This is a genomic window from Aetokthonos hydrillicola CCALA 1050 (assembly GCF_017591665.1).
Lineage (GTDB): Bacteria > Cyanobacteriota > Cyanobacteriia > Cyanobacteriales > Nostocaceae > Aetokthonos > Aetokthonos hydrillicola.
Genome location: NZ_JAAKGC010000044.1, coordinates 1 through 14,970 on the forward strand (window position 1 = coordinate 1; position 14,970 = coordinate 14,970).

Consider the following 14,970-nt stretch of genomic DNA (forward strand, 5'->3'; position numbering starts at 1 on the left):
GAAACAACGTAAGGAGAAATCAGCGCGCCGCTCTCGTCAACGCGTTGAGCCTGGGAACCTTAGCGATAAGGATATTAAGGCATTTGTGTCTTAAGAATCCCCGTCTCTTTAGAGCGGGGAGTGTCAACTTCTCAGAACATTATTACACCGGGCTTTGAAGGAAATCGTCAGTATCTCAACCAGCCTGTCTCTTTTCCAGTGAGATTTGTGCGAAAGCAACAGTATGTTTACGCGTTCAATACGTTTCCTTGGAAAAATACAGATGTAGTAGTTGCTGACCGGGCTTTTAATGGGTTAAACTTGGCACGGGCTTACTTAGGTGATTCTGCTGTATTATCAGTCAAAGTAGATCCAAGTTCTCCGAACCGTCAAATTACGCTGCTGCGTGGCGATCGCCAGTTAGTCTCGATTATTACTGGCCGTTCTACAGAAACCTTGTCAGATAGTAAGTTCATCACATCTGAAGTTTTTCAACAACTGTTTAACGCCAGTTCGATTCCTTACTTCAATATTGTAGAATCCACGACCGCTTATCACAAACTATCTACATCCAACCCAGCTATAGAAGCAGATCAAGTTACCGCCGTCTACCTTTCGCCTCAAGATACAGATTACTTTACTGCTGGTTCTCGCCCAGTTGCACTTTATCGCTATCGGTTAGAATTTTTTCCCACAAACACCAAAAAAGACACTTAATCAGAGTTTGTATCAAATAAATTGAGTGTTCTTTTTAGCGATCTTTATTCCTAAAGAGTGATTTATTCATTTATCTATTGATTGTGCTGTAGTATTAATGTAATATGTGACAGCCCAAAGCTACAGGTTCGTGCTATTGGACAGGTGCATCATGGCAAAATTTAGAGACCTTCTCAACTATTACCATCGCTATCGTGCAATTTCTATCTTTAGTATCGCAGCAGGAAGCGCTTTTGAAATCATTGATTTGGTTGTACCTTATGCAGTTGGCCAAATTTTAAACATCTTATCTGGAAGACCAGTCGACCCTGCAATAGATAATACAATCAGGCAAATTGCAAATTTGACACAATTACCAAAAAATCAGTTACTATCGCTCGCAGTGCTGATGGGATTAATTTTCTTAGTAACTGTTGTCAGAGCACCAATACAACTTTGGTCTACTTGGTGGTTTCATTGGGATATTGCATTACGCACTAGGCGTGACCACTTCATTAAAACGATAGAGAAAATCTTGACAATGCCACTGGCATTTTACGACGAAAATAACCCTGGTCGTATTGCAGGGAGAATAGCAAGAGGTTTAGAAAATCACACTTGGACTTATCCAGAAGCGGCAGGACAGCTCATTCCTAAACTGTTACGAGTCTTGGGAATCTTTGTAATTATCTTATTAATTGAATGGCGCATCGCTATAGTGTTTCTCATTTCCTTTATCGGGATTCTTAGCTTAACGCTTAGAGATTTGAGACGGATGATCCAGCAAGAACGACGGCTAGATAAATACATGGAAAATACCCAGAGCCGAACTTCAGAAATTATCACTAACATCAAAACTGTCAAAGCTTTTGCTACAGAACCTCTAGAAATGAAACGGCAAACAGAACGCCTTAACCGGGAGTTTAAAGTTTTTGATCACCGAATTCATCTGGGTTACATCAAATTAGGAACTTGGCAAAAGACCGCGATTCAATTTTGTGTCTTTACAGTTCTAGGGTTACTGTTAGTATCTGCGGTCAAAGGTGAGATCTCTTTAGGACATTTCGTCACAACTTTAACCATTTCCAATATGGCTTATGCAGAATTAGAACCAATTAGCAACCTAGCAGAAGTGTTTACCCGTCGTTATGCTTCGATGGTACGGTATCATGAGCTTATGCAGCAGCCATCTGGAGTTGATGGAGCTAGTGTACTTGAGAGTAGTGCACAGTATAAGTTTAGTGGGAAAGTGGAATTCTCCCATGTGAGTTTTGGCTACGGAAGTGATCGCCTTGTTTTGGAAAACATCAACTTGTTGATAGAACCATATGAAACCGTAGCCCTTGTTGGGCGATCTGGCTCTGGGAAATCAACTTTAGTCAAGTTACTGTTTCGCTATTTTGAACCAAATCTAGGAAAGATCTTAATAGACGGTCAAGATATTAGCACCTTGGATGTAGGTAGTTATCGGCGGAGATTAGGGATTGTTCACCAAGAGGTAGACGTTTTTAACGGCACTGTCTTAGATAATCTTACTTACGGTAACAGACAAGTGAGTTTTGAAGAAGTCGAAGAAGCTTGTAGGATAGCCAGAGTAGATGAAGTCATACAACAACTACCATCAGGCTACTACACTGTTGTAGGTGAGCGGGGTATGAGGCTATCTGGAGGGCAAAGACAGCGTCTCGGGATCGCTAGAGCATTATTAGTTAATCCAGACGTTTTGGTTTTTGACGAAGCGACATCTAGCTTAGATTACGAGTCTGAAAGAATGATTCAACTGGCAATGCGATCGCTCCAAGGAACCCGCACCACAATTATTATTGCTCACCGTTTAAGTACAGTCCGGGAAGCCGATAAGATTGTTGTTCTAGATCAAGGCAAAATCGCACAAGTAGGTAGCCATGATGAACTCCTTCGCCGTGAGGGTATTTATAGCCGCCTGCACTCCCTGCAAGAAACAGGTGAACTTCTGAGTTAAAGGGGATTGGGGACTGGGGATTGGGGATTGGGAAAGAATTTCTGGCGAATCCCCAGTCGCCTTTACACGTGACAAATTTTTTTTCAAAAAACCCTTGCATTTAAAAAAACTTGTGCTAACATAATTGGAAGTGGGCAGCATGGGTCGGTGTCCGAGTGGTTAATGGAGGCGGACTGTAAATCCGCTGGCTTGCGCCTACGCTAGTTCGAATCTAGCCCGGCCCACCTTTAAACAATGCCCGTGTGGCTCAGTGGTAGAGCACACCCTTGGTAAGGGTGAGGTCACGAGTTCAATCCTCGTCACGGGCTTAAGTTGTTAATTAGTTCCTTAATAGCTGAAGGTTTTGTATTTTCAGGTATATAGTTAAAAACTTTTTTTAAAAGTTCTGGAGATGCATTTTGAGCAAACCAGTTATCACTAGGATTTTCTTGAAAATTAAAAAAATACTTTAGTCTTTCTTCTATAGCGTCTTTATCCGATTTATCTAATTGAGCAACTTTATCAAGACCATTTCTAGTTGTAGAGCCAATCTTCATAAAGGTGATAGGGATAAATGGGACACGGCAGGCGCATTTTATTTATTGGATCTCCCTTATAAAGGGATTTAAACGACAGCATCGAAACTCCTAACATCTGGAAACAGGTTTTTATCCCACTGGCAATATTCGTACAAATTTTACTGTTGGTGCGGCATGACGGGGCTGTACCATACTCTGTGTCTCGCTCAGAGCGTTTGTACCCTATTATACTACTGCCACAGTGACAAAACAGGGATGGTTGCTGCCGGATGAATCGGATTCATCGGTGTTTTGTTGGCATCAATCAAAAAAATGTAATTGCTCACGGTGTTTTTTGGTCGGTTTGACCAGTCCTTAGTTATGTTTGCTTCGACAATGAAAAATAAGCTTGTCATGGTAGTTCAGAGGGCTTTCTAAGATGTCTCGCCTTTAGTTGAAGTTACCGACAGAGCAGGAAACTAGCGTTCATTTCCTGGTGTCATGACTTATCTTTCGTAGCCAACCTTACCAAATGGTAGGTAACTCTTTTTTACGGCTGAGTCATGCACGCTCACCCCACCTACCCAAAATGTTTAGTTCTGGGTAGCTTTGGGTAGACATTAATGAGCGGATAAGCTTTACGCAAAGTGTTTCTCGAAAACTAAAACACCCAACTTGGGTGAGTTGGTGTGGCTTGCCAGTTCTAAAATACCATGAGATGCCATGTATACGGATAACACAAGCGAAAAAATTACAAATAAGATATTCACAGCGTGATCGGAAAGCCTGGGTAACAAGCGCGTTCCTGCCTGAGCACCAATCATTCCGCCCATTCCCAAACATAACCCAGGTATCCACAGCACGTTATGGTTATAGGCATGTTGGACTAAGCCAGAAGCGGCTATTACACTGATCGCTCCTAGGCTTGTCCTCACTGCTGTTTTAATAGATTCACCCAAAAACAACATCTGCAACGGCACCTTCACTACTCCACCACCAATACCAAACAGTCCAGATAAGACACCAGCTAGCAATCCAATTCCAGCAAGTGGAACAAAGCGATTATCGGGTGCGGAGGAATCGCTGAGTTCTGGGGTTTGAGCTTCGAGTTGTGACTCCTTGTGTTGGAGTTGTTTGCGCAAGTTCATCAAGTAGATTGTTACCAGGAGTAAAACAGAGAAGCTCACAGAAAGCCATGCGTCGGGTATGTGATCGCCAATCCATGCTCCCACTTGTGCTGTTAATACTCCAAAGAACGCTAGAATTAACGACGTTTTCCAGTTCAAATCGCCCACACTGAGATTCCGCGCACTACCCGAAGTTGTGCTGAGAAACACTCCTATCAAACTTGTTGCGGTTGCCTGCACTACAGGGACTCCCAATACTGTCAGTGAGGGTACTATTAACAGTCCACCACCGATACCCAATAACCCCGATAATACTCCAGCGAATATTCCTATTACAAACAACAAGCCCCATCCCATAGGTGTTTCCAACAACATTCACGCTCTACTCCTGTTTTGGTCCTCAGTTGTTTCAATCAATTATAGCTGGACGCCGCTATATCAAGGTGTGGAGTCTCAAATTAGATTGGCTCTTAAATTTTTGATAAACGTCTAAACTGGCGAGGCTGGTAATGGTTTTAGATAGGGGGCTTGTCTTGGTGATAATTTGACTTTATCTTTTGTTAAAGATTACTATATTAAAAATCGCTAATAGCCAATTGTTCACCGTCAGCGTGCTGTTAACCATTCAATGAAGAAACAAAAAGCATTGCTATTATCCCTACTATTAATAGTGATAGTAGCAATAGCTGCCCTTGTAGGCATTGGCAATTCTCTACAAGCTGCTTCATTAGTTGGCAAAGACGCGCTCGTAATGGTTACTTCGCCGGACTATCCTCCTTACGAGTACTACAATACAGAGGGAGGCGAGAGAAGAATTGTTGGGTTTGACATTGATATTGCCAATTTTATTGCTAAACAACTGCAAGTCAAACTCAAGGTGATGGAATCGGATTTTAACGGGTTGATTCCTGCACTTCAAGCAAATCGTGCTGATTTCGTCATGGCTGGAATGACACCAACGGAAGAACGCAAGAAAAACGTTGATTTCTCCATCATCTATTACGAAGCGAAAGATACTATTGTGGCACCTACGGGAGCTAACTTGAAGCAGCCACAAGATCTATCAGGGAAAATAGTTGGGGTTCAACTAGGAACAATCCAGGAACAAAATGCCAAGAAAATTGCCCAAAAAGTCCCAGGTATTCAGCTAAAGCAACTTAATAAAGTTCCTGAAATAGTTCAGGAGATTAAATCTAAACGTCTTGATGCTGCGATTTTAGAAGATTCTGTTGCAAGGGGGTTTGCTCAGTCTAACCCAGATTTAGAGTTTCACGTCATTCCAAGCGTTGGTGTTTCAGGTTCCGCGATCGCGTTTCCTAAAGGTTCTTCCTTCGTGCTACCGTTCAACCAAGTTCTTCAGCAAATGAAAGACACAGGAGAACTACAAAAACTCGCAACCAAATGGTTCTCGAAAAATACCGCCTCCCAAGCAGCTGCGGCTTCGTCACCTTCTTCTGTTCGTCAAGGCGGATTAAATCTAGATTTTAGGAGGATTATCCCGGATCTTCCCTTTATCCTTAAAGGGATACCTTTAACTTTATTGTTCACAGGTTTATCTGTCTTTTTTGGTCTAATCTGGGGAACAGTGCTATCTCTATTTAAGATTTCTGCGATTGAACCACTAGGATGGTTTGCCAATGCCTACACTTCCATATTTAGAGGCACACCATTGCTGTTACAGTTAGCATTAGTTTACTACGCAACCCCCCAACTTACAGGCTACGATATTTCAGCATTACAAGCAGGTGTGTTCACTTTTACCTTAAACTCTGGTGCTTATATGTCGGAAACCATCAGAGGTGGAATTCAAGCCGTAGATAAAGGACAAAGTGAAGCAGCAATATCTATGGGTATCCCTTATTGGTTAATGATGTGGGATGTAATTTTACCCCAAGCATTGAGAAATATTTTACCCGCTTTAGTGAACGAGACTATTGGATTACTGAAAGACTCTGCTTTGGTATCAACTGTAGGGGTGGTGGAAATATTGCGTAGTGCTCAAATTGTTGGGGCGAATAAATATATCTACTTTGAACCTCTGCTGTTTGCTGGGTTGATTTATTACGTGTTGGTAATGGCTCTAACTAAAAGTGCTTCTGCACTGGAAAAAAGGTTAAGGCAAAGTGAATAATATGACGCAAGCAGTAATTCGTACAGAATTTTTGTGTAAATCTTTTGGTAAGCTCGAAGTGCTTAAAGATATTTCTACGGAGATTTATCAAGGAGAAGCCGTTGCTATTCTAGGTCCTAGTGGTTCTGGTAAATCAACTTTTTTACGATGCATGAACTTGCTAGAACGCCCTTCTAGTGGAAGAGTGTACTTTAACGATCTTGAAATTACGAGCCCACAGATAAACGTTGCTAAAATTCGTCAGCATTTGGTTATGGTGTTTCAACACTTTAACCTGTTTCCCCACATGACCGTGTTACAAAATATCACTTATGCACCTATTAAGGTAAAAAAGGTGAATAAAAACGAGGCTGAATATCAGGGGTTGGAGTTGCTCAATAAAGTGGGTTTGGCAGAAAAAGCAGATGTTTACCCCTCGAAGTTGTCTGGAGGACAAAAGCAACGAGTCGCCATTGCCCGTGCTTTGGCAATGGAACCTAAGATGATTCTGTTTGATGAACCAACCTCGGCTTTAGATCCAGAAACGGTGAAAGATGTTTTGGATGTGATAAAATCTTTAGCACAAACAGGTATAACAATGGCGATAGTGACTCACGAAATGGGGTTTGCAAGAGTTGCTGCTACTCGGATTATGTTCCTTAGCCAAGGACATTTAGTAGAAGACACCACGCCAACTGAATTTTTTCGTAGTCCTAAGAGCGATCGCGCACAGCAATTTTTGGAAAAAATGCTCTAGCCTCGCTAAACTAGTTTCTACCTGGTTGGCTCTGAACATGTACACTCATCTCTCTATCTGCTAAAATTAGGATCGATAGTCCAGGTCGTGAATTGAATAAATCTGTAACGGATACCTACTAGCTTGAAAATAGACGCGGTAATCTAGTCTGTTCTCAGGATTTAAGATGAGTAATTGGCGTTAGCAACGAAGGTAACTCCTTCCAAATAGCGACGCACAAATTGGGGAGATGCGGTAAGCGGTATTTTCGTAAGGTTGTATCCAAAGCAGAAGTTAAGGTCTATTAAGCAATAGTGTTAAATGCTTGATAGCGATGTTACTTGCTGTGCTTATCTTTGGTAGTGGCTCTGTCTGTTATCAAAAAAAATTTTATTGAAAATTTTTATTTAGATATTAACATTTACAAAATTGATGCTATAGTAGGGATTCTAGTAGTGTGTACATGTCCTTAATAATATTTGTTGGAACTGACTGTGGCGAATACAAAGTCTGCTCTTAAGCGCGCCGAAATCGCAGAACGTAACCGACTGCGTAATAAAGCTTACAAATCAGCAGTGAAGACGCTGATGAAGAAATACCTTAGTGCTGTAGAAAAATATGCAGCAAATCCTAGCCCAGAATCAAAGGAAGAAGTGCTTTCTCATATGTCCGCTGCCTATAGCAAAATAGATAAGGCTGTAAAGCGGGGTGTTCTTCATCCTAACAATGGAGCAAGGAAAAAGTCAAAGTTAGCCAAAAAACTGAAAGCGCACGAACCAGCAGTAGCAACTGCACAATAGTTAGCACTCAGAAGCCCTTAAAGTCTTTCTTGATTAGGGAATCAAATGCAGCTAATTGACACCCACGTTCATATAAATTTTGAAATTTTTCAGGCAGATTTAGAGACAGTGCGATCGCGATGGCAACAAGAAGGTGTAGTACGTTTAGTACATTCCTGTGTTTCGCCATCGGAGTTCTACCAGATACAAGCTCTAGCTAGCCGATTCCCTGAACTCAGCTTCGCTGTAGGATTACATCCTCTAGACGCAGACAAATGGAATCATCAAACAGCAGAGGAAATTAAATCTCTAGCTGGTTCTGATTCTAAAGTAGTAGCAATAGGAGAAACCGGACTCGATTTTTACAAAGCAAAAAACTTTGAACAACAGATCAAGGTATTTGAGAGCCAGCTAGAAATTGCATCTGCACTTAGTTTACCAGTAATTATTCACTGCCGTGAAGCTGCTGCTGAGGTAAGGGAAGTCCTGCAAAAATGGAAAAATCTCAAAGGAGAAAGTGTACGAGGTGTGATGCACTGCTGGAGTGGATCACCAGAAGAAACTCAATGGTTCCTAGATTTAGACTTTTACATAAGCTTTAGTGGAACTGTTACCTTCAAGAGTGCCAAACAAATCCAAGACTCCGCCGCTATGGTGAAGAGCGATCGCCTGTTAATCGAAACAGACTGTCCTTTTTTAGCGCCAGTACCGAAAAGAGGGGAACGGCGCAATGAGCCTGCATACGTTCGTTATGTAGCTGATAAAATAGCCAGTCTGCGGGGAGAGACACTAGAAGCGATTGCTGCTCTCACCACCCAAAATGCCTGTGAGTTATTTGGTTTGGTGCTATAAAGCTGTTTTTCATAGTGGGATGGGGAAATTTGTAAAAAAAATAAACATCAAGAAAAAACAAAAGATGGTAATATGATGTCCTCTAAAAAAAGTTTGTTTACGTCATAATGTTTAAAGAAGCAATAACAACCATCACTGCTTTAGTTGAACTACCATGCACTTGATCATCCCTCAGATATCCACAGACAGATACTCATAACTGGTAGAGGTCGACTCCTTTCGATTTAGCTTGAACGAAACTCTCCTGAAAGGTTGTTGCTTCGTCTTAACTATAAAAATTCATTAAAAGTAATTCCCTTGCGATCACCACCCGTTAACATCAAGCGACCAAAATAAAAGTAAACAGCAGGTTCAGTAGTTAATTCCCTATTATTTAGGATACTATCATATCAAGTACAAATACAGATACTTGATTCAAAAGATACATAGTAGATCTGCGTTGTAGCCAAAAGCGCGCTTTTTCGGAGGCGAATTGAAAAAACCAAAATATATAAGCCAGTTGCAAGACAGAAAGCAAGAATCGTAGAACGATTGTGGCGGCTTTTGCCCATGAAGGCAAAAAAATCTTTGCCCTTAATGCAAGAAAAATAGTTTATTTTTTCTATTTGCCCGTAATTGCTCCAAGCAGATGGTGTAAGGAGAAAAAAGTTCCCACACAAGACAAGAGTTTAACCAGGTTAACAAAGGTAGAGGCATGACTAACGAAACAATGATGGAACCCGCCTTTTTGTTGCCCGACTTGATAGAAATCCAGCGTGCTAGTTTTCGCTGGTTTTTAGAAGAAGGGCTGATAGAAGAACTCAACTCCTTTAGTCCGATCACAGACTACACTGGCAAACTGGAACTGCACTTTTTGGGTCAGAACTATAAACTAAAAGAGCCAAAGTACAGCGTCGAAGAAGCCAAGAGGCGGGATAGTACATACGCTGTGCAAATGTATGTACCAACACGGTTGATTAACAAAGAAACCGGAGAAATCAAAGAGCAAGAAGTTTTTATCGGCGATCTACCACTGATGACAGATCGCGGTACGTTTATCATTAACGGTGCAGAACGCGTTATTGTTAACCAGATAGTGCGATCGCCAGGAGTTTACTACAAGTCGGAGATAGACAAAAACGGAAGGCGTACTTATTCAGCCAGCTTAATCCCTAACCGAGGTGCATGGCTAAAATTTGAAACAGACCGTAATGACTTAGTATGGGTACGTATTGATAAAACCCGTAAACTGTCAGCACAAGTACTCTTAAAAGCTTTGGGCTTGTCAGATAACGAAATATTTGACGCACAACGCCACCCAGAGTATTTCCAAAAAACCATTGAAAAAGAAGGTCAGTTTTCTGAAGAAGAAGCCCTAATGGAGCTTTATCGAAAACTGCGCCCGGGTGAACCGCCTACAGTCTTAGGTGGACAACAGCTGCTTGACTCGCGCTTTTTCGACCCTAAACGTTATGACTTAGGGCGTGTTGGACGTTACAAGCTCAACAAAAAATTGCGCCTGCAAGTACCAGAAACAACAAGGGTTTTGACTCCCACAGATATCTTAGCAGCAGTCGATTATCTGATCAACCTCGAATATGACATCGGTAGCACTGATGACATCGACCACTTGGGTAACCGTCGCGTCAGAAGCGTAGGCGAATTGCTGCAAAACCAAGTAAGGGTAGGGTTAAACCGACTTGAGCGGATTATTCGGGAACGGATGACCGTATCTGATGCTGAAGTATTAACCCCAGCATCCTTAGTCAACCCCAAACCCTTAGTAGCTGCAATTAAGGAATTCTTCGGCTCCAGCCAGTTATCGCAGTTTATGGATCAGACCAATCCTTTGGCAGAACTGACCCATAAACGCCGTCTTTCCGCCCTTGGTCCTGGTGGTTTAACCCGTGAACGAGCAGGCTTTGCTGTGCGAGATATCCATCCTTCGCACTACGGACGCATTTGCCCAATTGAAACACCAGAAGGTCCCAACGCTGGTTTGATTGGTTCATTGGCAACACATGCGCGTGTAAACCAATACGGATTCTTAGAAACTCCATTCCGACCCGTAGACAATGGACGTGTAAGATATGACATAGCTCCAGCGTACATGACTGCCGATGAAGAAGACGACTTAAGAGTTGCTGCGGGCGACGCGCCAACCGATGAAAACGGCTACTTAATTGGACCACAAGTACCAGTACGCTATCGTCAAGAATTTTCTACAACAACCCCAGAACAAGTCGACTATATCGCAGTTTCACCAGTTCAGATTGTATCTGTTGCTACAAGCATGATTCCATTCCTGGAGCATGATGACGCTAACCGCGCGCTCATGGGATCGAACATGCAAAGGCAAGCAGTTCCTTTGTTAAAACCAGAGCGTCCTTTGGTAGGAACCGGGTTAGAAGCACAAGGTGCGCGCGACTCAGGGATGGTGATTGTGTCCCGTACTGATGGTGAAGTGACTTATGTAGACGCCACAGAAATTCGTGTACGTCCTCGTACAAAAGTCCTTGAGGAACAACGTGAACACTCACAAGGTGGAGAACTACCGTCAGGAGAAAATTCCATAGCGCGCGATTATTCTCCCAAGCCCACCACACCAGAAAGGGAAATTAGGTACACACTGTCCAAGTACCAACGTTCTAACCAAGATACCTGTCTCAACCAAAAACCCCTAGTTAGGGTGGGAGAACGGGTAGTTACTGGGCAAGTGCTAGCTGATGGCTCATCAACCGAAGGTGGTGAATTGGCGCTAGGACAAAATATTGTCGTCGCCTATATGCCTTGGGAAGGCTACAACTACGAAGACGCGATCTTGATTTCAGAAAAGCTAGTACAAGATGATGTTTACACCTCAATTCACATTGAAAAATATGAAATCGAGGCAAGACAAACAAAACTTGGTCCAGAAGAAATCACCAGAGAAATTCCCAACGTAGGGGAAGATGCTCTACGCCAGCTTGACGAACAAGGTATTATCCGCATTGGGGCATGGGTAGAAGCAGGAGATATTCTCGTAGGAAAAGTCACTCCTAAAGGTGAATCGGATCAACCACCAGAAGAAAAACTCTTGCGGGCGATATTCGGTGAAAAAGCCCGAGATGTGAGAGACAACTCTCTACGTGTACCCAACGGTGAAAAAGGTCGCGTGGTTGATGTGCGCTTGTTTACTCGTGAACAAGGTGATGAACTACCGCCAGGAGCCAACATGGTAGTTCGTGTCTACGTCGCACAAAAGCGCAAGATCCAAGTAGGCGACAAAATGGCAGGACGCCACGGGAATAAAGGGATTATTTCTCGGATATTGCCGATAGAGGATATGCCGTATTTACCAGATGGTAGAGCAGTAGATATCGTACTTAACCCCCTAGGTGTACCAAGCCGGATGAACGTCGGGCAGGTGTTTGAATGTCTTTTGGGATGGGCTGGTTATAACTTAGGGGTACGCTTTAAGTTAACACCATTTGATGAAATGTACGGTGATGAGTCGTCTCGGAGCATCGTACACGGTAAGTTACTAGAAGCAAGAGAAGAAACAGGCAAGGACTGGATCTATAACCCAGATCAACCTGGTAAGGTCGTAGTGTATGACGGTCGTACTGGGGAGCCTTTTGATAGACCTATTACCGTAGGTGTGGCTTATATGTTGAAGCTAGTACACTTAGTTGACGACAAGATCCATGCCAGATCTACAGGACCATACTCATTGGTAACTCAACAGCCTCTAGGTGGTAAAGCACAGCAAGGTGGTCAGCGATTTGGAGAAATGGAAGTGTGGGCATTGGAAGCTTTTGGCGCAGCTTACACTTTACAGGAGTTGCTGACAGTAAAATCAGACGATATGCAGGGACGAAATGAAGCGCTGAATGCGATCGTCAAAGGTAAAGCGATTCCTCGCCCTGGTACACCAGAATCCTTCAAAGTGTTAATGCGAGAACTGCAATCACTTGGCTTGGATATTGCTGTCCACAAAGTAGAGACACAAGCTGATGGTAGTTCCTTAGATGCGGAAGTCGATTTAATGGCAGATCAAGGTAACCGTCGCACACCTCCGCGCCCAACTTATGAATCTCTTTCCCGCGACTCGCTGGAAGAAGAGGAATAGGGGAATGGGCATAGGGCATAGGGCAATGCGAATAATGACTGAGTATTCACTCGTTCATCTGCCTCCCCTGCTCCCATGCCCCATGTCCCGTGCCCCATGCCCAAACAACTGAATACTCACACAAACACTGCTTACAAGCTCGTGTTGCTTAAAAAGTCATAACCTAGAAGTCAAAACTAAACAGATGAGACCCGCCCAAACGAATCAGTTCGACTACGTTAAAATCGGCTTGGCATCACCAGAACGTATTCGCCAATGGGGTGAAAGGACTTTACCCAACGGTCAGGTGGTAGGTGAAGTTACCAAACCAGAGACAATAAATTACCGAACCTTGAAGCCGGAAATGGATGGCTTATTCTGTGAGCGCATCTTTGGTCCAGCTAAGGATTGGGAATGCCACTGTGGTAAGTATAAGCGAGTCCGTCACAGAGGTATTGTTTGCGAACGCTGTGGTGTGGAAGTGACTGAGTCACGGGTACGCCGCCACCGTATGGGTTATATAAAACTCGCTGCACCCGTTGCTCACGTTTGGTATCTCAAAGGGATCCCCAGCTATATTTCCATCTTGCTAGATATGCCCTTGCGAGATGTTGAGCAGATAGTTTATTTCAATTCCTATGTTGTTCTTAGCCCTGGTAATGCTGAAACCTTAACATACAAGCAGCTTCTTAGTGAGGATCAGTGGCTGGAAATAGAAGACCAGATTTATAGCGAAGATTCTCAGCTACAGGGAGTAGAGGTAGGTATTGGTGCTGAAGCACTGCTCAGGTTGCTTGGTGATATTAACTTGGAGCAAGAAGCAGAAAACTTGCGCGAAGAAATTCAAGTCGCTAAAGGTCAAAAGCGTGCCAAGTTAATTAAGCGGCTGCGAGTCATTGACAACTTTATTGCTACTGGCTCTAAACCAGAGTGGATGGTAATGAGTGTCATTCCTGTCATTCCTCCAGATCTGCGCCCAATGGTGCAGCTGGATGGTGGACGGTTCGCTACCAGTGATTTGAATGATTTATATCGTCGGGTTATTAACCGTAATAATCGTCTAGCGCGCCTGCAAGAAATTCTGGCTCCTGAGATTATTGTTCGTAACGAAAAGCGGATGCTTCAAGAAGCTGTAGACGCATTAATTGACAATGGTCGTCGGGGACGAACAGTTGTAGGGGCGAATAACCGACCACTGAAATCTTTGTCAGACATTATTGAAGGTAAGCAAGGACGTTTCCGGCAAAACTTGTTGGGTAAACGGGTTGACTACTCTGGACGTTCAGTTATTGTAGTTGGACCAAAGCTGAAAATTCACCAATGTGGTTTACCACGAGAAATGGCGATTGAACTATTTCAACCGTTTGTAATCAATCGTCTTATTCGCAGTGGGATGGTGAATAACATCAAAGCTGCGAAAAAGTTGATATCTAGATCTGATCCCAGCGTTTGGGATGTTCTAGAAGAAGTCATTGAAGGACACCCAGTTTTACTAAACCGAGCACCTACACTGCACCGTTTAGGTATTCAGTCTTTTGAACCAATTTTGGTAGAAGGGAGAGCCATTCAATTACACCCGTTAGTATGTCCAGCGTTTAACGCTGACTTTGACGGTGACCAAATGGCGGTACACGTACCACTATCATTAGAAAGTCAGGCTGAAGCGCGGTTACTGATGCTGGCTTCTAACAACATATTATCGCCTGCTACAGGTAAGCCCATCATTACACCTAGCCAAGATATGGTCTTGGGAGCATATTACTTAACAGCAGAAAACCCGAATGCAACTAAGGGCGCAGGACGCTACTTTGCTTCTCTAGACGACGTAATTATAGCCTATGAGCAGCAACAAATTGAGCTACACGCTTTTATTTACGTGCGCTTTGATGGAGATGTAGAAACAGATCAGCCGGATACAGAGCCTATAAAGATTGAAGAAAATAGCGATGGTACCCGAACTGTGCTGTATAACTTCCGCCGTGTCCGAGAAGATGCCCAGGGAAATTTAATTTCTCAGTATATACGTACAACCCCAGGTCGCGTTATTTATAACAAGGCGATTCTTGAGGCAATAGCTAGTTAGGGCATAGCGCATAGCTCATAGGGCATAGGGGTACAGGATGCCCCATGCCCCATGCCCCATG

The 14,970-nt window shown here is 43.2% G+C and carries 9 protein-coding genes, 2 tRNA genes and 1 pseudogene; 10 read left to right on the plus strand and 2 right to left on the minus strand.

Features of this window, described 5'->3' with window-relative positions; all coding sequences use genetic code 11:
- Positions 1–135 precede the first annotated feature (135 nt).
- The 4 genes and pseudogenes from G4P69_RS20990 to G4P69_RS21005 form a co-directional block, all read left to right on the plus strand.
- A pseudogene (locus G4P69_RS20990) lies at positions 136–696 on the plus strand (DUF6816 family protein); the annotation flags it as partial.
- A gap of 151 nt (positions 697–847) precedes the next feature.
- Positions 848–2,656, plus strand: a complete 1,809-nt coding sequence (locus G4P69_RS20995) for an ABC transporter ATP-binding protein (protein WP_208338845.1) — start codon at positions 848–850, stop codon at positions 2,654–2,656.
- Positions 2,657–2,797: 141 nt separating this feature from the next.
- Positions 2,798–2,880: transfer RNA gene (locus G4P69_RS21000), tRNA-Tyr, on the plus strand.
- Between the two features lie 12 nt (positions 2,881–2,892).
- A tRNA-Thr gene (locus G4P69_RS21005) sits at positions 2,893–2,964 on the plus strand.
- Here the strand turns inward: G4P69_RS21005 and G4P69_RS21010 are convergent.
- Together G4P69_RS21010 and G4P69_RS21015 are read right to left on the minus strand one after the other, a co-directional pair.
- The gene (locus G4P69_RS21010) at positions 2,956–3,192 is read right to left on the minus strand and encodes a hypothetical protein (RefSeq protein WP_208338846.1); all 237 of its coding nucleotides are present in this window, start codon (positions 3,190–3,192) and stop codon (positions 2,956–2,958) included. The two genes, G4P69_RS21005 and G4P69_RS21010, sit on opposite strands and share 9 nt — an antisense overlap.
- 599 nt (positions 3,193–3,791) lie before the next feature.
- Positions 3,792–4,655 (minus strand): sulfite exporter TauE/SafE family protein, encoded by an 864-nt coding sequence (locus tag G4P69_RS21015; RefSeq protein WP_208338847.1) that lies wholly within the window; start codon positions 4,653–4,655, stop codon positions 3,792–3,794.
- A 253-nt stretch (positions 4,656–4,908) separates the two neighbouring features.
- On the opposite strand from G4P69_RS21015, the gene G4P69_RS21020 reads away from it, so the two are divergent.
- The 6 genes from G4P69_RS21020 to G4P69_RS39990 all read left to right on the plus strand — a co-directional run bounded on the left by G4P69_RS21020 (position 4,909) and on the right by G4P69_RS39990 (position 14,909).
- Positions 4,909–6,411: an ABC transporter substrate-binding protein/permease gene (locus G4P69_RS21020; protein WP_208351011.1), complete on the plus strand. Its 1,503-nt coding sequence runs from the start codon at positions 4,909–4,911 to the stop codon at positions 6,409–6,411.
- Between the two features lies 1 nt (position 6,412).
- The gene (locus G4P69_RS21025) at positions 6,413–7,147 is read left to right on the plus strand and encodes an amino acid ABC transporter ATP-binding protein (protein ID WP_208338849.1); all 735 of its coding nucleotides are present in this window, start codon (positions 6,413–6,415) and stop codon (positions 7,145–7,147) included.
- A gap of 473 nt (positions 7,148–7,620) precedes the next feature.
- The gene (gene rpsT / locus G4P69_RS21030; RefSeq protein ID WP_208338850.1) at positions 7,621–7,926 is read left to right on the plus strand and encodes a 30S ribosomal protein S20; all 306 of its coding nucleotides are present in this window, start codon (positions 7,621–7,623) and stop codon (positions 7,924–7,926) included.
- Positions 7,927–7,971: 45 nt separating this feature from the next.
- Positions 7,972–8,757, plus strand: coding sequence for a TatD family hydrolase (locus tag G4P69_RS21035; protein ID WP_208338851.1), 786 nt, complete (start codon positions 7,972–7,974; stop codon positions 8,755–8,757).
- A gap of 694 nt (positions 8,758–9,451) precedes the next feature.
- Entirely contained in the window at positions 9,452–12,847 is a 3,396-nt protein-coding gene (gene rpoB / locus G4P69_RS21040) for a DNA-directed RNA polymerase subunit beta (RefSeq protein ID WP_208338852.1), read from the plus strand.
- A gap of 184 nt (positions 12,848–13,031) precedes the next feature.
- A complete protein-coding gene (locus G4P69_RS39990) occupies positions 13,032–14,909 on the plus strand; it encodes a DNA-directed RNA polymerase subunit gamma (RefSeq protein ID WP_208338853.1) in 1,878 nt (625 codons plus the stop codon).
- The last annotated feature ends 61 nt before the right edge of the window (positions 14,910–14,970 follow it).

What these genes read in the sequence shown, in the direction of transcription:
- G4P69_RS20995 (WP_208338845.1), top strand. Translation starts at nt 848, where the DNA reads ATGGCAAAATTTAGAGACCTTCTCAACTATTACCATCGCTATCGTGCA.
- G4P69_RS21010 (WP_208338846.1), bottom strand. Translation starts at nt 3,192, where the DNA reads ATGAAGATTGGCTCTACAACTAGAAATGGTCTTGATAAAGTTGCTCAA.
- G4P69_RS21015 (WP_208338847.1), bottom strand. Translation starts at nt 4,655, where the DNA reads ATGTTGTTGGAAACACCTATGGGATGGGGCTTGTTGTTTGTAATAGGA.
- G4P69_RS21020 (WP_208351011.1), top strand. Translation starts at nt 4,909, where the DNA reads ATGAAGAAACAAAAAGCATTGCTATTATCCCTACTATTAATAGTGATA.
- G4P69_RS21025 (WP_208338849.1), top strand. Translation starts at nt 6,413, where the DNA reads ATGACGCAAGCAGTAATTCGTACAGAATTTTTGTGTAAATCTTTTGGT.
- G4P69_RS21035 (WP_208338851.1), top strand. Translation starts at nt 7,972, where the DNA reads ATGCAGCTAATTGACACCCACGTTCATATAAATTTTGAAATTTTTCAG.
- rpoB (WP_208338852.1), top strand. Translation starts at nt 9,452, where the DNA reads ATGACTAACGAAACAATGATGGAACCCGCCTTTTTGTTGCCCGACTTG.
- G4P69_RS39990 (WP_208338853.1), top strand. Translation starts at nt 13,032, where the DNA reads ATGAGACCCGCCCAAACGAATCAGTTCGACTACGTTAAAATCGGCTTG.